25 protein-coding genes and 1 tRNA gene are annotated in these 24,338 nt (G+C 66.5%); 13 read left to right on the top strand and 13 right to left on the bottom strand.

Annotated elements, in window-relative coordinates:
* Window positions 1-25: 25 nt before the first annotated feature.
* The 3 genes from L5G33_RS07955 to L5G33_RS07945 all read left to right on the top strand — a co-directional run bounded on the left by L5G33_RS07955 (window position 26) and on the right by L5G33_RS07945 (window position 3,156).
* On the top strand, window positions 26-1,408 hold the full coding sequence (locus L5G33_RS07955) for a GDSL-type esterase/lipase family protein (protein ID WP_236997609.1): 1,383 nt from the start codon (window positions 26-28) through the stop codon (window positions 1,406-1,408).
* 1,023 nt (window positions 1,409-2,431) lie between these two features.
* Window positions 2,432-2,722, top strand: a complete 291-nt coding sequence (locus L5G33_RS07950; RefSeq protein WP_236997607.1) for a transposase — start codon at window positions 2,432-2,434, stop codon at window positions 2,720-2,722.
* Window positions 2,719-3,156: a YlcI/YnfO family protein gene (locus L5G33_RS07945; RefSeq protein ID WP_236997606.1), complete on the top strand. Its 438-nt coding sequence runs from the start codon at window positions 2,719-2,721 to the stop codon at window positions 3,154-3,156. The genes L5G33_RS07950 and L5G33_RS07945 overlap by 4 nt, the downstream gene beginning before the upstream one ends.
* A gap of 151 nt (window positions 3,157-3,307) precedes the next feature.
* Here the strand turns inward: L5G33_RS07945 and L5G33_RS07940 are convergent, their stop codons facing one another.
* Window positions 3,308-3,967, bottom strand: coding sequence for a hypothetical protein (locus L5G33_RS07940; RefSeq protein WP_236997605.1), 660 nt, complete (start codon window positions 3,965-3,967; stop codon window positions 3,308-3,310).
* Window positions 3,968-4,660: 693 nt separating this feature from the next.
* Here L5G33_RS07940 and L5G33_RS19395 point away from each other — a divergent pair.
* Window positions 4,661-5,044: a hypothetical protein gene (locus tag L5G33_RS19395; protein WP_308191550.1), complete on the top strand. Its 384-nt coding sequence runs from the start codon at window positions 4,661-4,663 to the stop codon at window positions 5,042-5,044.
* Window positions 5,045-5,324: 280 nt separating this feature from the next.
* On the opposite strand, the gene L5G33_RS07930 is transcribed toward L5G33_RS19395, so the two are convergent.
* A complete protein-coding gene (locus tag L5G33_RS07930) occupies window positions 5,325-5,894 on the bottom strand; it encodes a hypothetical protein (protein ID WP_236997604.1) in 570 nt (189 codons plus the stop codon).
* 91 nt (window positions 5,895-5,985) lie between these two features.
* Between L5G33_RS07930 and L5G33_RS07925 the strand changes: the two genes are divergently transcribed.
* The 4 genes from L5G33_RS07925 (at window position 5,986) to rdgB (ending at window position 8,277) form a co-directional block, all read left to right on the top strand.
* A complete protein-coding gene (locus tag L5G33_RS07925) occupies window positions 5,986-6,204 on the top strand; it encodes a hypothetical protein (protein ID WP_236997603.1) in 219 nt (72 codons plus the stop codon).
* 54 nt (window positions 6,205-6,258) lie between these two features.
* On the top strand, window positions 6,259-6,663 hold the full coding sequence (locus L5G33_RS07920) for a hypothetical protein (RefSeq protein ID WP_236997602.1): 405 nt from the start codon (window positions 6,259-6,261) through the stop codon (window positions 6,661-6,663).
* Between the two features lie 223 nt (window positions 6,664-6,886).
* A complete protein-coding gene (gene rph / locus L5G33_RS07915; RefSeq protein ID WP_236997601.1) occupies window positions 6,887-7,645 on the top strand; it encodes a ribonuclease PH in 759 nt (252 codons plus the stop codon).
* The gene (gene rdgB / locus L5G33_RS07910) at window positions 7,642-8,277 is read left to right on the top strand and encodes an RdgB/HAM1 family non-canonical purine NTP pyrophosphatase (RefSeq protein ID WP_308191549.1); all 636 of its coding nucleotides are present in this window, start codon (window positions 7,642-7,644) and stop codon (window positions 8,275-8,277) included. The genes rph and rdgB overlap by 4 nt, the downstream gene beginning before the upstream one ends.
* A 25-nt stretch (window positions 8,278-8,302) precedes the next feature.
* On the opposite strand, the gene L5G33_RS07905 is transcribed toward rdgB, so the two are convergent.
* Genes L5G33_RS07905 through L5G33_RS07885 form a run of 5 tightly spaced genes read right to left on the bottom strand, consistent with a single transcriptional unit; the run spans window position 8,303 to window position 11,778 of the window.
* The gene (locus L5G33_RS07905; protein WP_236997600.1) at window positions 8,303-8,659 is read right to left on the bottom strand and encodes a DUF3817 domain-containing protein; all 357 of its coding nucleotides are present in this window, start codon (window positions 8,657-8,659) and stop codon (window positions 8,303-8,305) included.
* 51 nt (window positions 8,660-8,710) lie between these two features.
* Entirely contained in the window at window positions 8,711-9,115 is a 405-nt protein-coding gene (locus tag L5G33_RS07900) for a transcriptional regulator (RefSeq protein WP_236997599.1), read from the bottom strand.
* 37 nt (window positions 9,116-9,152) lie between these two features.
* Window positions 9,153-10,481 (bottom strand): sensor histidine kinase, encoded by a 1,329-nt coding sequence (locus L5G33_RS07895; protein WP_236997598.1) that lies wholly within the window; start codon window positions 10,479-10,481, stop codon window positions 9,153-9,155.
* A complete protein-coding gene (locus L5G33_RS07890) occupies window positions 10,478-11,161 on the bottom strand; it encodes a response regulator (RefSeq protein ID WP_236997597.1) in 684 nt (227 codons plus the stop codon). Before L5G33_RS07890 ends, L5G33_RS07895 begins: the two co-directional genes overlap by 4 nt.
* Entirely contained in the window at window positions 11,158-11,778 is a 621-nt protein-coding gene (locus tag L5G33_RS07885) for a phosphatase PAP2 family protein (protein ID WP_236997596.1), read from the bottom strand. Before L5G33_RS07885 ends, L5G33_RS07890 begins: the two co-directional genes overlap by 4 nt.
* A gap of 107 nt (window positions 11,779-11,885) precedes the next feature.
* On the opposite strand from L5G33_RS07885, the gene L5G33_RS07880 reads away from it, so the two are divergent.
* Window positions 11,886-12,548 (top strand): DNA alkylation repair protein, encoded by a 663-nt coding sequence (locus tag L5G33_RS07880; RefSeq protein ID WP_236997595.1) that lies wholly within the window; start codon window positions 11,886-11,888, stop codon window positions 12,546-12,548.
* Between the two features lie 21 nt (window positions 12,549-12,569).
* On the opposite strand, the gene L5G33_RS07875 is transcribed toward L5G33_RS07880, so the two are convergent.
* Window positions 12,570-13,961 (bottom strand): trimethylamine monooxygenase, encoded by a 1,392-nt coding sequence (locus tag L5G33_RS07875; RefSeq protein WP_265742696.1) that lies wholly within the window; start codon window positions 13,959-13,961, stop codon window positions 12,570-12,572.
* Between the two features lie 255 nt (window positions 13,962-14,216).
* Here L5G33_RS07875 and L5G33_RS07870 point away from each other — a divergent pair, with 255 nt between their 5' ends.
* Complete coding sequence (locus L5G33_RS07870; protein ID WP_236997593.1) at window positions 14,217-15,182, top strand: acyl-CoA thioesterase; 966 nt, start codon at window positions 14,217-14,219, stop codon at window positions 15,180-15,182.
* 89 nt (window positions 15,183-15,271) lie between these two features.
* On the opposite strand, the gene L5G33_RS07865 is transcribed toward L5G33_RS07870, so the two are convergent.
* Window positions 15,272-15,353 (bottom strand) — tRNA-Leu (locus L5G33_RS07865).
* Window positions 15,354-15,400: 47 nt separating this feature from the next.
* Between L5G33_RS07865 and L5G33_RS07860 the strand changes: the two genes are divergently transcribed.
* Window positions 15,401-16,903: a DUF7782 domain-containing protein gene (locus L5G33_RS07860; RefSeq protein WP_236997592.1), complete on the top strand. Its 1,503-nt coding sequence runs from the start codon at window positions 15,401-15,403 to the stop codon at window positions 16,901-16,903.
* Window positions 16,904-16,920: 17 nt separating this feature from the next.
* Here L5G33_RS07860 and L5G33_RS07855 read toward each other — a convergent pair whose 3' ends face one another.
* Entirely contained in the window at window positions 16,921-17,541 is a 621-nt protein-coding gene (locus tag L5G33_RS07855; RefSeq protein ID WP_308191548.1) for a lysophospholipid acyltransferase family protein, read from the bottom strand.
* A gap of 115 nt (window positions 17,542-17,656) precedes the next feature.
* On the opposite strand from L5G33_RS07855, the gene L5G33_RS07850 reads away from it, so the two are divergent.
* A complete protein-coding gene (locus L5G33_RS07850) occupies window positions 17,657-18,172 on the top strand; it encodes a TetR/AcrR family transcriptional regulator (RefSeq protein WP_236997590.1) in 516 nt (171 codons plus the stop codon).
* Between the two features lie 10 nt (window positions 18,173-18,182).
* Here the strand turns inward: L5G33_RS07850 and L5G33_RS07845 are convergent, their stop codons facing one another.
* The 3 genes from L5G33_RS07845 to L5G33_RS07835 are packed head-to-tail and all read right to left on the bottom strand — an operon-like array spanning window position 18,183 to window position 22,454.
* The gene (locus L5G33_RS07845) at window positions 18,183-19,493 is read right to left on the bottom strand and encodes a trans-sulfuration enzyme family protein (RefSeq protein ID WP_236997589.1); all 1,311 of its coding nucleotides are present in this window, start codon (window positions 19,491-19,493) and stop codon (window positions 18,183-18,185) included.
* Window positions 19,490-20,620 carry an OpgC domain-containing protein gene (opgC, locus tag L5G33_RS07840; RefSeq protein WP_236997588.1) on the bottom strand — a complete coding sequence of 377 codons (1,131 nt, stop codon included), beginning with the start codon at window positions 20,618-20,620 and terminating at the stop codon, window positions 19,490-19,492. Before opgC ends, L5G33_RS07845 begins: the two co-directional genes overlap by 4 nt.
* Before the next feature lie 46 nt (window positions 20,621-20,666).
* Window positions 20,667-22,454: an AMP-dependent synthetase/ligase gene (locus tag L5G33_RS07835; RefSeq protein WP_236997587.1), complete on the bottom strand. Its 1,788-nt coding sequence runs from the start codon at window positions 22,452-22,454 to the stop codon at window positions 20,667-20,669.
* Window positions 22,455-22,574: 120 nt separating this feature from the next.
* On the opposite strand from L5G33_RS07835, the gene L5G33_RS07830 reads away from it, so the two are divergent.
* A complete protein-coding gene (locus L5G33_RS07830; RefSeq protein WP_236997586.1) occupies window positions 22,575-24,332 on the top strand; it encodes a DEAD/DEAH box helicase in 1,758 nt (585 codons plus the stop codon).
* The last annotated feature ends 6 nt before the right edge of the window (window positions 24,333-24,338 follow it).

The following is a 24,338-nucleotide window of genomic DNA, read 5'->3' as shown; positions in this document are numbered from 1 at the left end:
GCCCGGGGCGTGACATGCTCGATGTATGGCCAAGCGATTGTTGGACGTCGCCGTGATCGTCGTCGCGACCGCCATCGCGATAGCCGTCGCACTGTGGGTCACCCCGATGCAGACGGTGGAGGCGGTCGGGCAGACGGTCCGTGTGGGTGCGACGCAGCCCTCCTTATCGTGGAGCGGACTGTCGTGGAGCGGCCCGGGCGAAGTGGATCTGTTCGGGCAGGAGCTGCCGAGCACTATCGAATTCTCCGGACCGATCCGGCCGCGCCTCGAACTTACCGATCTGCAGTTGACCGAGCAGCTCACCGACCTCGCCGGACCCGACAGCGACGAGTCCGCGCGGTCGGCGGCGCAGCAGGAGTTGACGGATGCGCTCGTCAGTGGCTGGCGAAACTATCTGATCCTGCAAGTCCTCATCGTCGCGGCGGTGACGGTGCTGCTGCTCGGCGCGATTGCGGGCTGGCAGCGGCGGTCGCTCAAACCGTCGATCGCGTTCGTCGTCGTGGGGGCGCTCTTCGCGGTGGCCGTCAACGTCGGGGCGTTCGTGTCGACGGCGTTCTCCACCACCGACCAACTACGAGGCATCGATTCGCTCGCGTCGCTCGTCGGCGCCGCGCCGCCTGCCGTGGCCGCACCCCGCGAGACGCCGACCGGAGTGGCGGGCAAGGTCGTGGTGATCGGCGACTCGACAGCGGCCGGGATCGGCAATCCGGCGTTGGCCGCGCCGACGCGGGAGGACTCCGCCTGCGAGCGGACCAGCGGATCGTTCGCCGTCGCATTGGACCGATCCACCGGGTGGGAGGTGGCCAATCTGGCTTGCAGCAGTGCCACCATTCGAGAAGGTCTGCTCGGCGATCAGGAGCGCGGAGGCGACGAGGTGCCGCCACAGCTGCCCCGGGCGTTGGCCGACGCACCGGGCGCGCTGATCATCAGCGTCGGCGCGAACGACGTCCGCTGGTCGCAGATGATCGGTCTGTGCGCGACACTGCCGGACTGCGGCGGGGCCGCGACGGACGCGTACTTCCGGCAGCAGTTGTCGGTGTTCACCCGTGACTATCTCGTCTTGCTCACCCAGTTGCGGTCGTTACCCAACCCTCCGACGGTCGTCATCAACCAGTACTACGATCCGCTGTCGGACGACACCGCCTGCGTGCGCGACCTCGGCATCACCGAAGAGAAGGAGAAGGTTCTGCGGGGTTGGCTGCAGTCGCTGAACACGGTGCTCGCCGAGGGGGCGCGGGCGTCGTCGTTCCAGACGGCGCTGCCGTCGTTCGCCGGGCACGGGGTGTGTTCGACGGCTCCGTTCGTGCAGTCGATCGACGGAGCCGCGCCGCTGCATCCGACCACTGCAGGCGGTCTCGCGATCGCGCTCGCCGACCAGGCGGCGCTCCTCGAATCTGGATTCCGGTAATGACCCGCGCTCAGAACGGCGGCTCACCCCAGTAAGCGTCGGATGCGCTCTCGGCAGCGGGGCGAGCACGTCGATTGACAGCGCTTGGTCAACCATCGGTGGACAGTCCCTTGAGCGGGTGTCCTTCTCTGCGATTGTCCACACAAGGACATGGTCAAACAACAAAGCACGCGACGGCCGGACTTCACACGCCAATGTTCGCTCCGACCGCCGCGCTCGGAACGCTCAAGGAGCGCCCCCAATGGGGGAGTAGTCACCACCACGAAGACTGTAAACCAGCGCGAGCTCGCCGCCGAGATCGGCGTCGCGGCGATCACCATACGACGGTGGGAAGCGGCCGGACTCATCCAGGGCCTGCGCATCGGCCCGCGCATCGTTCGTTACGACCTGGACAAGGTCCTGGAGACCATGTCGAACGGCGGCCGGGGCATGATCAATCCGACGAGCATGAGCGACGACGCCTATCGCGACTACGTGAATGCGATCGTCGACAAGGCCCCACCGTTGAGCGACCGACAGCGCGCGACGTTGCATGAACTTCTGCGACCGATCCGGGAACGTCACCCTCGCGTCCGCGGGTGCCGCGTAGTCGATCGGCTGCCCGCACAGATGACACGGCGAGTTCAGGTCCGCACACTCGGCGAGGAAGGACTTCTGCTGCGACTTGTAGCGGCGAGTCGATCGCCCCGATGTCTTGGGCATCCGACCTATGTCCCCTTACCCCTCGGCCCGCCGCCCCGCGCAGCGCGTGGCTCGCCCCGAGACTGTAAGGGTCGTGGACACGGCTTGCCCGGCGTGCCCCTGAGCATGGACACGGACCGGCGGACACGAGACGACGGGTGCAACGAGAAGGCCCGCACCGATTGGTGCGGGCTTCATTTGAGCAGCGGGCGTCGCTGCGCTTCTGAGTCCAACCCCTGCTGACCTGGGCTGCCAGGTAGTCACGGGCGGGCGTGTTGGAGGCATGTGGTCGTGACCGAAAGCATGTAGCTGTATGTACTACAGTTGTAATACACTAGAAGCGTGGACGTGGACTGGAGTCACCGGGGCGAATACATGCGAGCCAAGCATGGCATCACAGTCGCCTGGGCAAACGAGGCGCTCGCCGACCCGGATGCCTTGGTCGAGGTACCCGACCCAGCCAGCAAGTCCGGGGTCAGCGACCGAACGACAGGATGGTCCACCGGTGCCGGAGACCTCGTGGTGGTCATCACCACCAACGAGGAGGACGGCACGACGTACGGACTCAACGGGTGGCTGGCCAACTCCACCGCTCGACGCAAATACGACAACCAGAAGGGATCGACAGCATGAGCACCAAGAAGATGAGCAGACTCGAGCAGGCCCTCGCCGAAGCTGACGAGATCGAACAGAACCCCGACCGAGTAGTCCGCAACGATGTGAAGGTCACGCGCGGGCATGGCCGCGCTCGTACACTGCAGGTCAGGCTCAACGACGACGAGATGGACGCGATCGAGGCGATCGCTGCCGAGCGTGAGCTGCCGGTCTCTACTGTCGCCCGGGACATTCTCCTGCAGAGCCTTGACCGCGTGAACGTCCTAGGTCATCACGTCGGACCAGTAGAGATCGACTACGCGATCGAGACCTTGGCTATGCTGCGCGACGATCCTGCGTTGATCGTGCGCGTCAAAGAGACTACCGAAGACAGCCTCGCCGGAGGTCAGCGTAGGACCGTCGTCGCTGACAGTCCGACCTCCCGTAGGCTCCGTACGTCATTGAGACGGTAGAGCTTATCGTCCTCGCTGGTGATCCAGTGCGAGAGCACGCGCCGCCATGCCCTCGGCTGGAGCTTGCCCTTGGCCCGCCAGTTGTGCCAGGTGCTCTTGGCGATCGGCTCCCCGAGCTCACGCATCACACGTTGAATCTCGTCGGCGCGCATCAGGTAGACGGACAGCTCGGCGAGCAGCTTCTGTTCGAGTGCCCGAGCGTCGTGGGTGGTGCCGCATCGCACGCACACCACGACGTCGGCACCGACGGTGACTGTTCTCCCCCGGCTCGGTGCGGGCTGCGTACAGCGGCACCCACACACCTGCGGTGCGCCGTGCGACATGGTGCCCACGACTGCCGGACACGGCCCCGGTAGATCGGCGGCAGCGGACGGTCGATGGTCTCGAGTCTGCGCCAGGCCACCGTCGTCAGCTCGTCGAGGGCGAGCGCCGCGTCCGGCGAGCACGCTAGCCGGTCAACGTGGGCGGCCAGCCACGCACACAACTCGACAGTGCGCGCCGGGTGGGACACGCGCACGTCGACGCCGAGCTGCTCGGAAAGGTCGCGTGCCCACCGCCCGAGCACGGTGCGGATCTCGTCGTAGGCGTCGCGCGCCCGCCCGATGTAGGGCAGCGGAGACTCCTCCTCGTCCTCGGTTGGCGGGCGTCGTCGAGCCGCCGGAGGCGCAGGGGTGAGGTTGTTCTGTCGGCTGTAGGTGAGCGCGAGCTGATTCGCCAACCACGGCAGTTGCGTCCCGGTCTGACGCAACGTGGCCTCGCAGGACTGGCATAGGTAGCGCTCGGTGCGAGCGCCACAGGTATCAGATTCCATCGGATGATCTCCTCCCAGAAGCGTCGGGTGCTTGTACACGTTCACTCGCAGCGCACATCGGGTGAGACTGTCGGTGGCGTATGTCACGATTGCCGCCGTGAACATTGAGACTGAGCCTGACGACCTCACCGACTGGTCGTGGATGGAGTTTCTCCTCCACCTCGTAGGCACGGCCCTGATCCCAGTCGCGATAGCGATTCTCGCCCTCCTCGCCGTCGCGATAGTGCGTTGGATCCTGGACGAATCGCAGATGCCTGAGCTGGCCAATCTCTCGATTGTGGGCATCGTAGGTCTCGTAGCCTTCGTGGATCGATATGGGGCCTGTATGCGTTCGGCCAGTCGTTGCACACCGTTCTGCGCCACGCGGTCAGTTGGTCGCGCGCCCTCGGCCTGGCCGTTCTCGTTGTCGGCGTTCTTGTCCTCGCCGCCAACGCGGCCCTCAACGCCCTGCGCCTGACTGACAATCGCTATTCGCAGCGGCCGCCGGTGTAGTCGGGATCCCCGTCGTCGCAGCGTGGATTGGCGACGGCCTCGCGCGGGTGTCGGCCGAATCGGGTCTGCCGCTGAGGCTGCTGGTGTCCGTGATCGTCGTGGCTGCCATCTTCATGGGGTATCAGGTTCTCAAAGTGGTCTTCCCGCGAACACGGTACTAGGGCGATGTACGCCTCCCGCAGGCTGAGAAGGGGCGGATGCGTGCGAGCGGTCGCCTCCACCATCACCATTCCGCCTCCTGGTCAATGCGACCCCCGCGAGCAAGGCGATGAACTCGCGGACCGTGAGGGTCACCCACTGGTCGAGTGGGTCGCCTCTGCCGTGCCGCTTGTGGATGACAACACCAGCCAGGGCGTCGTCGTTATCGCGTTCGTCTGCGACCTCGCACGTCCAGCCCGCCAGGTCGAGTCGCGCTGTGTCCTTGCATTCGATAGTTACGCGCTGCCCGTGCAGGCGCACGCCGCCGATGTCGCCCTTGTCGCGGCTTCCGGTCTTGACGCGGCGGTCGATCCGGTCGTCGACGTGCGCAGCGAGGCAGTCGGCGATCTCACGTTCGAAGCGCGACCCAGCAGCGTTCGCAGATGACCTCGTGCGTGTCATCGGCTCAGCTCCTGCGCGTCGAGGCGACGGCAGCGGGTGAGCGCGCCGCTTTGGGTTTCGATCCACCCGCTGGGGTCACACCGGCTGCACTCGTCGATGGCTCGCCGTCGCGAGTCGAGCAGAGCGCGGTCCATGGTCACCTAGGGGGCCTTCCCACATTCGCTGCTTTGGCGGCGGATTTCGCGAGATGCCGGGCCGCCGACACTGCGGTCACCGCACCCGAGCCGGCGAGATCATCCCGGTCTGTCATCGGCGGGGTCTCGTGCTACATGGCGATCCATGCTGCGGGCGTCTGCATGATGAGTCCAGCAACCGCGAAGACCAAGCCCCATCCAGCCTGCTGAAGGCTCTTCACTGCCTGCCGACGGTTAGCCTCCTCAAACTGTCTCGGTATCCCTCCCACGGTCGCGTTCAACTCCTGGACGGAGCGAGTGACGGTGCGGACCTTCGTCTCAAGCTCCGCGTCTGCGAGGCGGAAATCTTTTGCTACATCGTTGACCGCGAACTCGAGTGCCGCGAGCCGTTCTTCGATCGGCTTGGTGACATCGAAGCCGCGCTCAACAACTGCGCCGAAGCCACCTTCACCTGCGACGTTCGCTGTCGCGACATGGATCGTGGCGTCGACTCGGCGGCGGAACACTCGGCGAAGCCACTGGGGGGCGAAGTATTCGGTCGACGATGACACCGCCGTCCACTCTTGGTAAGTGGCCCACGCCGCCCACGCGAGGCCAGCGAGCGTGACGACGGTTCCGAGGAAAGCCACGGTGGCGTACCAGTGCATCCACCGATTATGGGGCATACCGGCGCGCGTAGGGCGAACCTGCTGCCGGGTCACCCGACATCGTCCAGCAGAGCCGTCCCCCGAGGAGATGAACGATGGCCAAACTGCGCCGACAGGCATTGACCAGGCTGAACACTTGAAAGGTATGAAGACACAGCTAAACCTCGATGGCTTCGGTGACGACTTGGAAGCCGCCCTGAACAAGGAACTGCGCAACGCGAACGCCTGCGACGTCGCAGATGTCACGCGCGCCCTGCAGCGTGCCACCAAGAAGGTGTTCGGCGAGGCGATGAAGTCACCCGATGCCAAAAAGCTCGCGAGGGAGATCGTGGACGGCTTGCGGCGCGACGGTCAGTGTTCTTGATGTCGAGCTGCGGTTTCACACCGCAAAGTGTCGCGCCGACGCGATACTGACCGCATGGCAAACTGCGCCCTGGTTGGGCTGACGGTGACTGCGTATGTGCTGCAACTCGTAGGTGCTGCCCTGGTTGTTCGCGAGGTCGCGAAGTCTCATCGAATCAGCAAGCAACTCGACTCGATCTTCGCCAAGGTCGACAACGCTCTCCGGTCCGACCTCGACGACCTCGACGAGATCGCGCTGAAGAGCGCCGACGGGATCGAATCCCTGGCCCCATTCATGAAACCGCTGATCGAGACCAGAATGCTGGCCGCTCATGTCAACAATGTCGGCCGCGTGTTACGGGCGTACGTCGCCGAGTCTTGGCCGAAGCGGCGCTGGACCTGGTACGTCGGTCCTAGTTGTCTTCTTGCGGGCCTCTTGATCGGCGGCGTGACATCTGTGTGGCCCTTGGTTGGCGGCTGAGGAGCGTGGTCACCCCTCCGCCCTCACAGCATTCCTCGCCCGCTCGATACCTACGTCGCCGCCCACGAAGTCAGTCAATGACCTCCATGGCATGGTCTGCTCCCTTCGGGGTAAGTGATCAACCTAATTGTTAGATCGTTTGTGTGTTCGATTATAGGGAGGGGGTCTGACAATTCCGAGAGCCCGAACTGTGCTCCTGCGCGGTCCGGATAGAATCGCGACCGTGAGCACACGAGAAGACGGCAGGGCCGACAACGAGTTGCGCCCCATCAAGTTCACCCGCGGATTCACTTCGCATCCGGCGGGATCGGTCCTAGTGGAGTTCGGGAACACGCGTGTCATGTGCACCGCGTCGGTCACCGAGGGGGTCCCGTCCTGGCGGCGCGGCTCCGGGCTCGGTTGGCTGACGGCCGAGTATTCGATGCTCCCCGCGGCGACCCACGAGCGAAACAAGCGTGAATCGGTGCGCGGAAAGATCGGCGGACGCACCCACGAGATCAGCCGACTCGTCGGGCGGTCGCTGCGAGCCTGCATCGACCTCGCCGCCCTCGGTGAGAACACCATCGCCATCGACTGCGACGTCCTCCAAGCCGACGGCGGCACCCGCACGGCGGCCATCACCGGGGCGTACGTCGCCCTCGCTGACGCCGTCGCCTGGCTCGGCGCCGCGGGCAAGCTCAACGACCCGCAGCCGCTGTCGTGCGTCATCGCCGCGATCAGCGTCGGCGTCGTCGACGGCCGCGTCCGCCTCGACCTCCCGTACGAGGAGGATTCACGCGCCGAAGTCGACATGAACGTCGTCGCCACCGACGCTGGCACCCTCGTCGAGATCCAGGGCACCGGCGAAGGTGCGACGTTCCCGCGTCGTACCCTCGACGCGATGCTCGACGTCGCGACCGAGGGCATCGAGCAGATCGTCAAAGCTCAGCGAGAGTCGCTCGCCGAGCCCTACCCGGGCGTCCTGCCCACGCCGACGAAGTGACCTCACGCGTCCTGCTCGCGTCGGGCAACGCGAAGAAGCTCGCCGAACTGAGACGCATGGTGGACGGCGCCGAGATCACCGGACTCGACGTGCTCGGGCTCGGCGATGTCGACCCGTACCCCGAACCCGTCGAGGACGGGGCGACGTTCGAGGACAATGCGCTCGTCAAAGCGAGGGAAGCCGTGGCGCGTACCGGCCTCGCGTCCCTCGCGGACGACTCGGGCATCGCGGTTGACGCACTGAACGGAATGCCGGGCATCCTGTCGGCGCGCTGGAGCGGTCCGGCCGGACAGGACGGGGCCGGACAGGACGAGCGCAACAACGACCTGCTCCTCGCACAACTGGCCGACGTCCCGACCCAGAGACGCGGTGCGGCGTTCGTGTCCGTCTGCGCGCTCGTGCTGCCCGACGGTAGCGAGACCGTCGTCCGCGGCGAGTGGCGCGGCCAGATCGTGGGGGAGCGGCGCGGCACAGGCGGCTTCGGCTACGACCCGCTGTTCCTCCCCGACGACGACATCGCCGCGGGACGGACCGCAGGCGAGCTGAACCCCGCAGAGAAGGACGCGCTCAGCCATCGGCACAAGGCGTTGCAGCAACTTCTTCCCGCGCTGGCGGAGTTGGCGGAAGCCTGAACATCCGTCGGACGAGCAGCAGGGATCAGAGGTCGAACTGCTGCTTCACATCGCGGGTGCGGATGTGCTCGAAGTAGAACGACAGGAACGGGATGGTACCGGCGATGGCGGTCGTGATCAGCTTGCCGATCGGCCACCGCGCCTTGATGCTGAGATCGACCGTCATGATCAAGTAGATGAAGTAGATCCAGCCGTGGGCGATGCCGACCCAACCGAAGCCGTCGACGTCGAATCCGTATTTAGCGATCATCTCGGCGACGAGCAGGAGCAGCCAGACACCCGTGATCCAGGCGAGGATCCGGTAGCGCAGAAGCGCTGACTTGATCCTCGTAAGTGCGACGGGGCCTGGCGTCGCGGTGGCTGTCGGGGTCTTGTCGGTCACGTGTCGTCCTTCAGTGCAGTCAGGCGTCGGTGCAGTCACGCTTCTTGGTTCTCACGCTTCTGGGCGCCGGTCGTTGAGTTCGGCCAGGTACCGGTTGTACTCGGTGAGTGCGTCGTCGGGAGCGCTGTCGAGGACTGCGACGGTCGGGTCGGGGGCACTCGGCCGTTCGGGCAGGATGCCGTCCGGGATCTCGGCGGGTCCGCGTTTGGAGGTCTTCTCGACGACCGCGTCCGGGTCAGCCTCCATCACCACGAATCGTCGGTACGCGTAGAGCACTGCGATGGCGAAAGCCGGCCACTGCAGGGCGTACCCCAGATTCTGGAAGGTGCCCGACGCCGACTCGAAGCGGCTCCACTGCCACCACGCGAGCGCGAGACACGCGGCCGCCGCGATGACGACCAGCGCGATCAGCGCGGGCCGATGTCGCTTCTGGATGGGTGATGCAGCCTCGGTCACGACCTCCACGGTACCTGGCACTGCGAAGCGATCTGACTCACAGCGCCCGCTCGACCCGCACGACGAACGACGTCACACCGGACTCGCGTCGGTAGTCGACGTCACCGCCCAACAGGCGGGCGTTCTCGCGGGCTATCGCCAGGCCCAAACCGGCGCCGCCCGTTCGGGTTCGAGCGTCCGACACCTTGTACAACCGCTCGAAGACACGCGGCAGGTGATCGACGGAGACGCCGTCGCCGTGGTCGGACACCGTGACGGTGAGCGTCGTGCCGTGCCGTTCGAGATCGACGGTGACCGGTGGCGCACCGTGGCGGACCGCGTTGCCGACGAGGTTCGTGACGATCGCGGTGAGCCTGCGCGGGTCGGTCGAGAACTCGCCGCCGACCGATCCGGTGACCGGGACGTCGTGCCAGCCGCGTCGTCGGACCGCGTCGGTAATGAGTGCGTGCACGTCGACGGGTTCGGCCAGGACGTCGGACAGGCCCGCGTCGCGCCGGGTCATCTCCAGGAGGTCTTCGACGAGCGCCGACAACGCGGTGATCTCCTCCGACATCAGGCGCGCCGCTCGCCCGCGGACCCCGGTGTCGTCGGACAACTCCTCGTGGAGCACCTCTGCCGCCGGCACGAGGGCGGCAAGAGGAGAGCGCAGCTCGTGCGAGACGTCGGCGACGAAGCGGGTAGAACGCTGTTCCTCGTCCCGGAGGACGGCGGTCACGGCATCCTTCTGGTCGAGCATCTCGTTGAGCGATGCAGTCACGTCGTGGAGTTCCCGCACGCCGGTCGACGGCATGCGCACGGACGCGTCGCCCGCCGCGATCTGCTTAGCCGTCGACTCCACAGTCCGCAGCGGCCGCACCACCGTGCGCACCACGAAGGCGCCGAAGGCGATGCCGAGGACCACCGCGCCTGCGACGGATGCGACCAGGATGGTGCGCAGCCGGTCGAGCTTCTCGCCGACCCCTTCGAGAGGTCGGACGGCGAAGTAGCTGACCCGATCGTCGCCGTGTGATCGGCTGTAGCCCATCGCGACCCGCTCCGACGGCAGCCGTTCGAATCGGTAGACGCCCGGCGACGATTCGACCGAGCTGCGCACCGAGTCGGGGATCTGGGACAGGACGTCGTTCCGATCGAACGTCACCACACCGTCGCGGACCACCGCCACGTCGGGCGGTGACGGACCGTCGACGCGTGTCTGCTCCATTTCCTCGGTGAACACCGCCAGCGCTGCGTTCTGTGCGTCCTCGTACGCCCACGACCGTGCCGACAACGTGATCGCGCCGCCGACACCGAGTGCCGTTGCGCACACGACGAGGACCGTCCCGAGCATCACTCGGGCTCGCAAGCTCGGCAGCAGGCGGGAGATCACGGAACGAAGCGGTAGCCGAAACCGCGGACGGTCTCGATGAGACTCACGTCGGCGGGATCGATCTTCGCGCGGAGTCGTTGGATCGCGTTGTCGACGAGCCGTGAATCGCCGAGGTACGTCTGATCCCACGCCATCTCGAGGAGTTGGTCTCGCGACAGGACTTGACCCGGATGGTCGGCGAACGCGAAGACGAGACGCGTCTCGGTGGGGCTGAGCGCGATCGGATCGCCGTCGCGCGACACCTGGACGGCCGTTCGGTCGACGGTGAGGCCGCCGAACGCGATGACGTCGTGGCGCGGTGGCGAACCCGGCTCGACCACGTTCACTCGGCGCACGTTCGCCTTGACCCGTGCGTCGAGGACGCGCGGGCTCACCGGCTTCACCACGTAGTCGTCGGCGCCCGCCTCAAGGCCTGCGACCATGTCGATGTCGTCCGACCGTGCCGTCAACATGATCACCGGGACGTCGCTGATCGCTCGGATGGCTCGGCAGACGCTGAAGCCGTCGGAGCCGGGTAGTCCGATGTCGAGGATCACGGCGTCGACCGACGACAGCAGAGTCGGGAGCGAATCACCGGGATCGGACGCGACTGACGTCACCGTGTAGTCGAGACGCTCCAGACTCATCTTGAGCGCCTCGACGATCTGTGGATCGTCTTCGATCAGCAGCAGCCGCGTCATCGTCGCAAGTGTCGCACAGAGCGACCCCGCACAGGCAGAACGCACTCGGCCGCGAACGCAGCAGCCACCGCGACCAACCAGCCGCCGATCACGTCCGACGGGCGATGCCATTGGAGTCCGACGACGGCGACCGACACGACGGCTGCACCGGCGAGCGAAGCGACAGCGACCACACGACGCAGACGCTCGGGGCTGACGGCGATCAGCCCGAACGCTGCCGCGGCGAACGCGGCGACGGTGTTCGAGGGGAACGAGTTGGTCAACGACCCGACACCCAGAGCGGGCCGCTGCAGCCCGGTCTTGAGGAAGACGGCGATGGCGACGGCGCCTAGGACCAGGATCGTCGCGTGGCCGGCGAGCCGGGGGGAGCGTCGCACCGCGCAGACGATGGCGAGGACGACACCGATCCCCCCGAGCACCGCCAACTGGTGGTCGCCGAGCCATCCGCTGGTCGGAACGTCGCTCCCGAAGTGGGCGGCCCAGGACTGCATCGTCTGCTCGTCAGAGGCCTGACCGGGATACGACCGGACGAAGACGCCGAAGGTTCCAGCGAGAAGCGCGAAGGCGACGACGGCGCCCGCGAAGGCGCCGACGCGGCGAGAAGCGGTTTCGGACATGGAACCACCGTGCCCGACGACTGTCCCAGAACCGCGGCACCGGGCGGTCGGAGTGTCGCAGTCGTGTCGCAACCGGTGGTGTGAGCCGGGTTTCGTAAGGTGGCTGGGTGACTGCGAACGTGCCCGACCTGCTGGCCGAACTGGCCGCGAACGACGACCCGAAGACGCGCGCCGTCAACGAACGGCACGGCGACGACCACGGAGTGAAACTGTCGGTGCTGCGCGGCATCGCCAAACGATTGAAGACGCAGCAGCCGCTCGCCGTCGAACTGTGGGCGACGGCCGACACCGCGGCCCGCCTGCTGTCGTTGTTGATCTGCAGGCCGAAGGAGTTCGGCGCGGACGAGCTCGACGCGATGCTGCGTGACGCTCGAACACCGAAAGTCCACGACTGGTTCGTCGGCTACGTCGTCAAGAAGAGTCCGCACCGCGAACCGCTGCGAACCGCGTGGGCCGTCGACCCCGATCCGGTCGTCGCCGCTGCCGGATGGTCGTTGACGGCCGGTCGCGTGGCCTCGGATTCGGAGGGACTCGACCTGCCCGCGCTCCTCGACACCGTCGACGCCCAGATGAAGGACGCCCCGGACCGATTGCAGTGGGCGATGAACACGACACTCGCGCAGATCGGCATCGCCCACCCGGAACTGCGCGAGCGCGCCGTCGAGATCGGCGAGCGGCTCGAAGTCCTGAAGGACTACCCGACGTCGCCGGGCTGCACCTCGCCCTACGCGCCGGTGTGGATCGCGGAGATGGTGCGCAGACAGGGGTAGATCTTCATCGTCTGCCGACGATCAGGCGGGTTCCGCGGCGCCCTGGGCTTCGTCGGCTGTCGGCTGCGCCGACAGGTACCGCTCACGTGAATCGTCGAGCTCAGCGAGCCACGCGGTGTGGTGGACCGTCGCCATCGTCCCGGTCATCACCGACCGGTACGCCTGGTCGCGATAGGTGAGGATATTCGACTTCTTGTCCTTCTTCCAGGCCAGGAATGTGTCGACGACCTCGTCGAGATCGAACATCGGATAATCGGTCTGGTCGATCAGGTCGCGAATGTAGTCGGCCTGGAAACGGACGGCAGCCGGGTCGTCGTCGACCTGGCTGTACGCGTCGAGCCACGCGTCGATGTGTGCCTGACGGGCGGCGGCGTCGGGAAGCTCGATGCGGCCGAGGATCAGATCGCGGACGAACCAGGCTTGCGCGTCGAACATGTTGAAGGTGAACCACTGATCCTGTGCACCGAGGTAGTGAATCCTCGGGTTCGCCTGCCACGTGACGCCGCGATACAGACCGGTCGGGTACAGGTTGTTCGGCGAATCGATCTGCGCGTCGTGCGGAAGGAACGGGTAGTGGTGCAGGTAGCCGGTGCACAGGACCACTGCGTCGAACTCGCGTGACGTGCCGTCGACGAACGTCGCGACCGAGCCGTCGAACCGGCTGACCTGCGGGACCTCGTCGACGCCTTCGGGCCACGCGAAGCCCTGCGGCGCGGACCGATAGCTCATGGTGACCTGGCGGGCGCCCATCTTGTGCGACTGGATGCCGATGTCTTCGGCGGAGTACGACCCGCCGATGAGCAGCAGACGCTGGCCGGCGAAGCGCTCGGCTCCGCGGAACTCATGGGCGTGGATTACTTCGCCGGGGAACGTCTCGATGTCGTCGAAGTCGGGCACGTTGGGGAACGAGAAGTGCCCGGTGGAGACGATGATCTCATCGAACACCTCGGTGAGTGTCTTCTTGTGTCGCAGATCGTCGACGGTGAGCGTGAACTTCTGCGTCTCGTCGTCGAACTCGCTCCAGCGGACCGCGTGCGCGAACAGGACCTTGTCCTTCACACCGGACTGCGATGCGCGGCCGTCGATGTAATCCCACAGCACTTCACGGGGAGGATAGGACGAGATCGGCCGGCCGAAGTGCTCGTCGAACGTGTACTCGGCGAACTCGAGGGCTTCCTTCGGCCCGTTGGACCACAGATTGCGGTACATGCTCGAATGCACCGGCTCCCCGTAGTGGTCGGTGCCTGTCCGCCACGTGAAGTTCCACTGCCCGCCCCAGTCGTCCTGCTTCTCGTAACAGACGATGTCCGGAACCTCGGAGCCGTGGCTCTCGGCCGACTTGAAAGCGCGCAGGGCGGCCATTCCGCTCGGCCCCGCACCAATGATCGCAATCCTTTTTCTACGCTGCACCAATACCTTCCCACCCGCGAGAACCTCTCCGGATGACACGTCCACTGTCGACAGTGAGCGACGGTGAAGTCAATTCCTGGTCATGTATTAGAATTGATCGTTTCGGATTCTCATACGGGCCGTCGGCGCTGCATCGGACCTCTGCCGCACGGTGACATCGGTGTTACCGGCAGATCACCGACATCTCGCGTCGGCACCCCGCCGACCAGTGCGTTCGCCTCCGCCGCCAGGATCGTGGCAACGACTGGAGGAACAGAGATGATGAACGATCGGCAGATCACCTTGCGTTTCATGGCCGCGCCGACGGATGTGGCGACCGTTGGCGGCGGTGTCCGCGGCGGTCGGATCCTCGAATGGGTCGACAAAGCCGCGTACGCGTGCGCGGCGGCATGGTCGGGCGGCTACAGCGTCACCGCCTATGTCGGGAACATCAGCTTCGGGCGGGACATCGCGTCCGGTGACCTCGTCGAGGTGATCGCAACCCTCATCCACACTGGCCGGACCAGCATGCACATCGAATGCGAAGTGCGGTCGGCCGACCCGCGCGTCGGCACGTTCACCCAGGCGAGCCGATGCTTGCTCGTCTTCGTCGCCGTGGACAAGGACGGCACACCCACCCCGGTGCGGCAATGGGTTCCGATGCGCGCGGACGACGTCGCCCGCGAGATGTTCGCACTCGAACGGTCGGACATCCGCAGCAAGATCACCACGGCGATGGCCGACGCCGACTACTCCGGTGCGACGGCCGCGCTCGAAGCGTCGACCCGGTTCCTGGCGGCACCCACCGACATCAACTGGGGCGGCAAGGCGCACGGTGGTCGCGTCATGGGGTGGATCGACGACGCCGCGTATCTGTGCGCGGTGCGGTGGTGGTCGGGGGAGGCCGTCACCGTCTACATGGGCGGGGTTCGCTTCTACCGGCCGATCCACATCGGTCAGGTCGTCGATGTGACCGCGCGGCTCATCCACACCGGCCGCCAGACGATGCACGTCGCCGTGCATGTGTATGCGCATTGGCCGCGCGAGGGGTCGCACACCAGACGGCTGGCCGCCCACAGTCTTACGGTTCTCGCCGCGCTCGACACGGCGGGCGACGCCACCGACGTCACCCCGTGGGCACCCCAGCTGCCGAAAGACGTCGCGTTGGACCGGCATGCGCGGGAACTGATCGCGATCCGCGGGCGCAGGTCGCCCGCGAAGGAGCATCGCATGGTCGAGATCTGACCAATGTCGGGCAGAAGTCCCACCTATACGGCGCAGATCCCGAAATTTCGGCTCGAGTGTCCATATAGGTGAGAGCTGTGCCAGAGCTGTGCGCGAGAAGGGACTTGAACCCTCACGTCCGTAGACACTGGAACCTAAATCCAGCGCGTCTGCCAATTCCGCCACTCGCGCATGCACGCGCGACGCGTGCAGGAACACTGTACCGGTACTCTCGGGCCGTGACGGCATACCCTCTCGCTGACCCCGGCCTCGTCGACGCACTGGGCGCAGCTCTGCGCGCCGCGGACTTCTCGTCCGACGGGATCGACGGGCTGCTCGGCGAACAGGCGGGCGCCGCGCTCGTCGGCGGCACCTGGTGGCCCGCCCTGCGGGCGACCCGTCGGGCTCCCGTGCAGAAGCAGGCGCTCGCCACGTTGATCCGGCTCTTCCTGCTCGGCTCGACCGAACCGGAGACGGACGTCGCGGCCGCGTTCGGCGGGCTCGCGGTGGACGATCTCGTCGACGGCGGGGTCCTCGCACGAGACGACCACGGTGTCCGGGCGCTCCTAGACATCCGCCCGCACGGCAGCGACGACGCCGACTACCTCGTCGTCGCCGACCAGGACGCGTCGATGCGTTCGGGCGCCGTCGCGCACGACCACGTGCTGGGTATTGGGGGCGCGTCGATGTCGTTGGCGCAGGCCGTCATCCGCACACCCGCAGCGCGGGCCCTCGACCTGGGGACCGGGTGCGGTGTGCAGGCGCTGCACATGAACGGGCATTGCGGCGAGATCGTCGCCACCGACACCAACCCGCGCGCACTCGCGTTGGCCGCGGCCACCGCGCGCCTCAACCAGATGAACTGGGACCTCCGCGACGGCAGCCTGTTCGAGCCGGTCGCGGGCCAGACATTCGACCTGATCGTCTCCAACCCGCCGTTCGTCGTCGGCACCGGAGCGCAGGACTACATCTACCGTGACTCCGGAATCGTCGGTGACGGGGTGAGCAGGCACCTCATCGAGAACGCCCGCACCCACCTCAATCCGGGCGGCATCGCACAGATCCTCGCCAACTGGGTCGTCTACGACGAGGAGAACTGGGACGAGGGCATCCGAACCTGGGTGGACGCCAGCGGGCTCGACGCCTGGGTGGTGCAACGTGAACTCGCCGACCCGATCACGTACGTATCGCTGTGGGTGTCCGATGCGGGGGAGTCGCCCGTCGAGGCCGCGCGCCGCGGAGCCGATTGGCTCGACTGGTTCGAACGTGAAGGCATCGTCGGCGTCGGCATGGGGTCGGTGACATTGCGCCGACCCGTCGAGGACCGGCCCGCCGACGTCGTCATTGAGGAGATCACTGCCGCCGGGCAGGAGGTGACCGGCTTCGAAGCGCAGGCGTGGTTCAACCGACGCGACTTCCTTCGCGCCACGTCCGACGCCGATCTTCTCGCCGCACGTCTGCGGACGGCTCCGGTCTTCCTCGAGTTCCAGTCATTGCCGGGCGACGACGGCTGGCAGCAGGTCGGCGCATCCGTCACCCGCCCCGGGGGCCCGGGCGCAGTGCTCGGGGTCGACGAAGTCCTGACGGCGCTCATCGCCGGATGCCGCGGCGAAGTCCCTCTCGGCGCGCTCATCACTCTCCTCGCCGACTTCCACGGCGTCGACGCCGATGCACTCGCCGAAGCGGCCATGCCCAGCGTCCGTGAGGCGATCGGTCGAGGAATCCTATTCGTCGTCGAATGACCGGCGATCCCCCGAAGTCAGCGCTGCGCGTACTCGTCGACGTAATCGAGGCCACCGAGTGTGCGGATCGTCGCCATCAGCCGGTCCGTGCCGCTGCGGATGTCCGCGTCGGCGCCGACCAGGTCGGAGACAGGGAGTGGTACTCCGATACGGACCGTCACCCGGCCCGGCACCATCCGGCGAGTGCCCGGCGGGTTCACCTCGGCGGTTCCGGACAGCGCGACGGGCACGACCAGCGTTCCCGGCACTCTCCTCGCCACCCGCAGTGCTCCGGTATGTCCGCGGTGCAGTCTGCCGTCGGGAGACCGTGTGCCCTCCGGGTAGATGGCCCACGCGCCGCCCGCGGTGAGCACCTGCTCGGCTGCGGCGAGGGCGCCGTCGTCGCCCGAGCGGTCGACGCGGATCTGCCCGGTTCCCGTGAGGAACCATCGCGACAGTAGACCCCGGATGCCCGATCCCGTGAAGTACTCCGACTTGGCGAAGAACGACAGTTGGCGCCTGGTCGATAAAGGGAGGATGAGTGAGTCGACCTCGGCGAGGTGGTTCGCGGCGATGATCACCGGTCCGCGGGCGGGGATGTTCTCGACACCCGATACCTCCAGGTCGACGCGTCGCCGTACAACTGGTCCAAGCAGCACGTGCTTGCAGAAGGGGTACAGAACGGGTGGCGCTACGTGCATGGAGCCTCCGGGGCGGCTGGAAGTAGACGGTGTCTACTCGACATGATCGCCGACCTTGGTAGACACTGTCAACATGGCCGGAACGACGCGCGACCGTCTCGTCGCAGCGGGTGTGCAGATTGTCGACGAACACGGATTTCGCGAGGTCGGCGTGCGGGCAGTCGCCGCTCGTGTCGGCGTCTCGCATGGTGCTCCTCGTCGGTACTTCGCCACGCTCGACGCCCTTCTCGCGGCGATCGCAGCCGAGGGCATCGCCGATCTCGACGCGGTACTCCGACCCGCGATCGATGCGGGGATCCCAGCCGCGGCCGTCGCCTACTGGCGTTTCGCCCGTGACCGGCCCGGCATGTTCGAGCTGATCTTTCGCCACGACGTCCTCGCGGGAGCCGGTGAAAGCCTACGAACCACGACGGGGGCGTGGTTCCGTGCGCTCGTCGCCGAGACCGGTGATGCCGAACACGCGTTGGCCTGCTGGTCGTCCGTCCATGGCCTGTGCGTCCTTGCGGCGACCCGGGTGCCCGACGCAGTCGGCGTCGTAATCGACGAGGCGACGGTGCGGCGGGTGGCGGAGAATGTCGGTGGTAGCTAGCCCGGCTGCGTTACGGGGCACCTGGATTCGAACGTTCGGCCTGTGCTGTCGCGATGTCCAGTGCGGCGGCGAGGTCGGCGCGTAGGTCGCCGACATCTTCCAAGCCCACCGAGAAGCGGAGGTGCCCGTACCTGCGGAAACCGTCGGGGTAGGCGGCGACGCGTGGGCCGGTTGTGCCGACGTGGACGATCAACGACTCATCGTGTCCGACGGACACCGCCGAGGTGATGACTCGCAGTGCGGCGACGAAACGGTTCTGCAGGTCAGGGTCGCCGTCCAACGCGAACGACATGATGCCGCCGAAACCGGCGTCCGGCCCGGCGACCCCGCCGAACTGGCGGATCGCAGTCTCGTGCTGCGGATGCGACTCGAGCCCCGGGTAGGCGACGTACGCGATCCGCTCGTCGGCCTCCAAGAAACGCGCGAGCTCTAACGCCGACGCCTGATGCTGACGCAACCGCAGCGGCAGCGTCACCGAACCGCGCATGATCAGCCACGCATTGAACGGGGAGATCACCCCGCCGACGTCAACCATCGCCTCCGACCGGATCGGTTCGACTGCGTCGGCCCGACCGACCACCGCTCCGCCCATCGCGTCGCCGTGACCGTTGATGTACTTGGTCAACGAGTGCACGACGAGGTCGGCTCCGTGATCGAGCGGCCGGAACAGCGGCGGGGGAGAGAACGTCGAATCGACGACGAGCAGAGCGTCGCCCGCATGCGCGACCTCCGCGAGCGCCGCGATGTCCGCGACCTTCGTCGTCGGATTCGCGATCACCTCGGTGACGATCAGCCGTGTGTTCGGGCGCATCGCCGCACGCACAGCGTCGAGGTCGGTGATGTCGACGAACGTCGCATCGATGCCGTACTTGCGGGGCAGCAGCGACGTCCACAACTTGTACGTCGCCTCGTACGTCGCGTCGGCGACAACGACGTGATCGCCGACCGAGACATGGCCGAAGAACACCGCGTGCAACGCGGCCACGCCGGAGGCGAGCGCGACGGCGTCCTCACCGTGATCGAGCGCCATCAGCTTGTTCTGCAACGCAATCTGGTTGACCCCGGTGTTACGGGTGTACGTCAGATGCTCCGGATTCGACCAGTCCATAGTCGACGGATCCTCGGGCAGCCGGTACGAGTTGGCCATCGTGATCGGCAGCCGAATCGCGGCGCCGTCGGCGTCGGACCCCGGCGCGTGGTTGCCGCCGTGCACGCTCCACGTCTGCTCGCCGACGGTCGACGGATCGCGCCGGTCGGGTCGCTGCCCCACCCGATCCTGTCCTGAGTCCCGGTCCTGTCCCGAGTCGCCTTGGCCTGTCATGACACCTTCTCTCCTCGCCGAACACGGGTCGACGCACCGCGGACCGCCCGCACGGGCAGCCGATGGAGCTTGTCGATCCCGAACCGGGTGCGGGCCTCCGCCCACGCCCAACAGATCGCGAAGACGCCGAGCGCCATACAGACCGACAGCGTCTGCGACCACGGGCGCTCGATCAGCACCGCGGGGATCACCAGAAGGCACGTCGCCTGAATCACGTAGGCGTCGAGGCTGCGGGCGCCGGTCGAGACCAGCGGACGCAGCACGTCGCGACGAGACCAGCGTAGGACTCGCGTCAGCACGCCGTACAACGTGGTCACCACCAGGAACGAGACGACGACGCGGACCGGGCCTAGATGCACCTTGTCGATCAGGAAACTCGCATGCGGCAGAACGTCGTGGGAACGGATCACGTCCTCGATCGTGAAGGCGAGCGCCAACGACACCGCGATCAGCACCGGCAGCACGAGATCGATGCGGTCGGGGATCCGCCACGACTCCCACTGCCATCCGGCCACCAACGCCAGCATGAAGACGATCTGCCAGGCGGCCCAGTTCTGAATGCCATACCAGTCGGGCGCGGAGTGAATCATCATCCACGATGCGGGCCACGCCTGGCTCACCACGTACAACGCGATCGACGCTGTCGCCACCACCGGCCACCATCCGCGCACGAGTAGCGCGATGGCTCCGACCGCGACGACCATCAAGATCAGGTACATGAGCAGAATGTTGCCGCCGCTCGGCAGATACCGGAGTGTCAACGCCCACTCGATCTTGGTCCAGGTGTCGGGGCGATACGGGAGCACGGCGACCGACCGGAACTCGCGTCCGGTCATCTCCGTGGCCACCCAGACCGCCACCAGGCCGACCACCGCCTGACACACGTAGAGCACAGCGATCCGTCTGAGGAGACGAGTCATGCTGTACCGCAACGAGAAACGCTCCGTCCACCGTCGGTGGACGATGCCGAGCACGAGACCGGACAACAGAACGAACGCACTCATCCCGTCGACATACGGGAATGAGTGCGTCGGTTCGGCTGCCCAGGTGCCGTCGGCGAAGTGAAGGCTGACCATGCTCCAGATGGCCAGACCCCGCAACGCGTCGATCGCGAGGTCGCGCCTCACCGTAGGTCGGTGGGCGACCGGCGCAGCGGTGTCGGATCAGCGCGGCTCACGTGTACAGGTCGGCGATCGCCTGCTTGTACGAGTCGTGGATGACACTGCGCTTGAGCTTCAGCGTCGGCGTCAGCTCGCCGGTCTCGATCGTGAAGTCGGTGTCGAGCACCGAGTACTTCTTGATCGCCTCGGCGTTCGAGACCTTCGAGTTCGCGTCGGCGACGGCGGCGTCGAGCTCGGCGCGGATCTGAGCGTTCGTCGTGAGCTCTACCAACGGTGTCGACGCGGGCAGATTGTGACGCTCGAGCCAGCCGGGGAGGGCCTCCGGGTCGAGAGTGATCAACGCGGCGATGAACGGCTTCTGATCGCCGACGACGAGGCACTGGCTCACCAGCGGATGCGCACGGATCGAGTCCTCGAGTTGCGCCGGGGACACGTTCTTGCCGCCCGCGGTGACGATGAGCTCCTTCTTGCGGCCGGTGATGAACAGGTAGCCGTCTTCGAGTCGACCGATGTCACCGGTGTGGAACCAGCCGTCGCGGATGGCGTCGGCCGTGGCCGCCTCGTTCTGCCAGTAGCCGGTGAACACCATGCCGCCCTGCAGCAGGATCTCGCCGTCCTCGGCGATCTTCACCGTGACGCCTGGGACCGGACGGCCGACCGAACCGATGCGGCTGTGGTCCTCGTTGTTGGCGGTGACCGCCGCGGTCGTCTCCGAGAGCCCGTAGCCCTCGTACACGGGGACGCCCGCACCGCGGAAGAAATGGCCGAGGCGGTCGCCGAGCGGGGCTCCGCCGGAGATCGCGCCCTCGCAGTTCCCGCCGAGCGCGTCGCGGAGCTTGCCGTAGACGAGTTTGTCGAAGACACGGTGTTTGACCTTGAGCGCAAGGCCGGCACTCCCGGCTTCGGTGGCCCGGCTGTACTCGATCGCCGTGTCGACCGCCTTGGCGAAGATCGATCCCTTGCCGCCGTCGATCGCCTTCTGCTCGGCGGTGTTGAAGACCTTCTCGAACACGCGCGGAACCGACAGCACGTAGCTCGGCTTGAACACCGCGAGATCGGCGACCAGATTCGGGATGTCGTTGGTGTGGCCGAGCACGACCGCGTTCTCCACACAGCCGACGGCGACGACGCGCGCGAATACGTGGGCCAACGGGAGGAACAGGAGCGTCGACTTGCCCTCCTGGAGTCCGTTGCCGACGGCTTCCGCGGTGGCGGCGCACTCTTCGAGGAAATTCCGGTGCGTCAACACGACGCCCTTGGGCCGTCCGGTGGTGCCCGACGTGTAGATCAGCGTCGCGGCATCGGCTGCCGTCGCGTTCGACTCCCGCTCGGCGAGTGCCGAATCGGGGACATCGGCGCCGCGCTTGCGCAGCGCGTTCATGGCGCCGTCGTCGATGACGAGGGTCTCGCGCAGAGCGGGTGCCCCGGCGATCACCTCCTGGTGCTTGCTGCGGTGTTCGACGGTCTCCAGGATCAGGACCGATGCCGCCGAGTCGGTGAGGATCCACTCCACCTGGTCGGGGGAGGAGGTCTCATAGATCGCGACCGTGGTGGCGCCCGCGCGCCAGATCGCGTAGTCGAGCACGCTCCACTCGAAGCGGGTCGACGACAGCAGTGCGACGCGGTCGCCCGCATTCACACCTGCGGCGATCAAACCCTTCGCTATCTCGTCGACCTCGTCACCGAACTGGGAGGCGGTGACCGTCACCCAGTTGCCTCCGTCGCTCCGGCGTTTGAACAACGGCAACGTCGGCCGCTGTGCGCGATACTGCTGCAGCTTGCTGATCGTGGTCGTATTCGGGTCGACGGTGGTGATGGAGGGAGTGGTGTACTCCTGCATCGTGAAACCCCTTCGGCGAGAAGTGCGCAACTCAGGCAGCGCTGGATATGTGAGTCGCACAGTACCGTAGAGAGTGGTGAGGGGTGTCACAGCCCTATTTCGGGGTAGCATCTATAGGCGATGACTACCGAAAACCCTGACTCTGCCGCTTCTGATTCCACCGGCGGCCCCACTCCCGGTTCCACGTTCGACGACTTCGGTATCGACGGCCGTGTGCGCGCGGCGATCGACGAAGTCGGGTACGAGACCCCGTCGCCCATCCAGGCGGCCACCATTCCTCCACTCATGGACGGGCGCGACGTCGTCGGCCTGGCCCAGACGGGAACCGGTAAGACCGCGGCATTCGCGATCCCGGTCCTGTCGAACCTCGACCCGTCCGCACGCAAGCCGCAAGCGCTCGTCTTGGCGCCGACCCGCGAGCTCGCGCTTCAGGTCGCCGAGGCATTCGGCCGCTACGCGAGCAAGATGCCCGAGGTGAAAGTGCTGCCGATCTACGGCGGACAGAGCTACGGCGTCCAGCTGGCGGGGCTGCGGCGCGGCGCCCAGGTGATCGTCGGCACCCCGGGCCGCGTGATCGACCACCTCGACAAGGGCACCCTCGACCTGTCCGAACTCCGGTTCCTCGTGCTCGACGAGGCCGACGAGATGCTGACGATGGGTTTCGCCGAAGACGTCGAGCGCATCCTCGCCGACACTCCCGACCAGAAGCAGGTCGCGTTGTTCTCGGCGACGATGCCCGCGTCGATCGGCAGGCTCGCACGCAAGTACTTGAACAACCCGCAAGAAGTCACGGTCAAGGCGAAGACCGCGACCGCGCAGAACATCACGCAGAAGTATTTGCAGGTGTCGCATCACCGCAAGCTCGACGCGTTGACCCGCATGCTCGAAGTGGAGCAGTTCGACGGGATGATCCTGTTCGTCCGCACCAAGTCGGCGACCGAAGAGCTCGCCGAGAAACTGCGGTCGCGCGGGCTGTCCGCGGTGGCGATCAACGGCGACATGGTGCAGGCACAGCGTGAGCGCACCATCAACCAGCTCAAAGACGGCTCCATCGACATTCTGGTCGCGACCGACGTGGCGGCGCGCGGCCTCGACGTCGACCGCATCTCGCACGTCGTCAACTACGACATCCCGCACGACGTCGAGTCGTACGTGCACCGCATCGGTCGTACGGGACGCGCGGGACGGTCGGGCATCGCGCTGCTGTTCGTCTCGCCACGCGAACGTCACCTGCTCCGGTCCATCGAACGGCACACGCGCCAGCAGCTCGAAGAGATCGATCTGCCGAGCGTCGACGACGTGAACGCGCAGCGCGTCATCAAGTTCTCCGATTCGATCACCTCGAACCTCGGATCTGATCATCTCGACATGTTCCGGGGCCTGGTGGAGAACTACGCCCGCGAGAACGATGTCGCGATGGCCGACATCGCGGCAGCCCTCGCTCTCGAGTCGCGCGACGGTGGCTTCCTGATGGCGCCGGATCCGCCCGCCGGTCAGCGCCGTGAGCGCCCCGAGCGTGAGCGTCGCGAACGGGCTCCGCGCAACGGCAGCGGGCATTTCGCGACGTATCGGATCGCAGTTGGCCGCAAGCATAAGGTGTCGCCGGGCGCGATCGTCGGAGCCATCGCCAACGAGGGCGGTCTGACGCGCGGAGACTTCGGCAATATCAGCATTCGCGACGACTTCTCGCTCGTCGAGCTCCCGAACGATCTCGATTCGGAGACCATCAACCTGCTCAAGCACACGCGTATCGGTAAGAACCCGATCGATCTGCGCCCCGACCTCGGTGCCCCGCGCGGCCGGGGAGGCCAGAAGTACAACAAGCGCGACGGCTACAACAAGCGCTCACCGCGCGTCGCAGGCCGCGGGCGCGGCTGAGACCGC

It is taken from the genome of Gordonia liuliyuniae (genome assembly GCF_021738805.1).
Classification (GTDB): Bacteria; Actinomycetota; Actinomycetes; order Mycobacteriales; family Mycobacteriaceae; genus Gordonia; species Gordonia liuliyuniae.
This window is presented reverse-complemented; position numbering and strand designations above follow the sequence as displayed.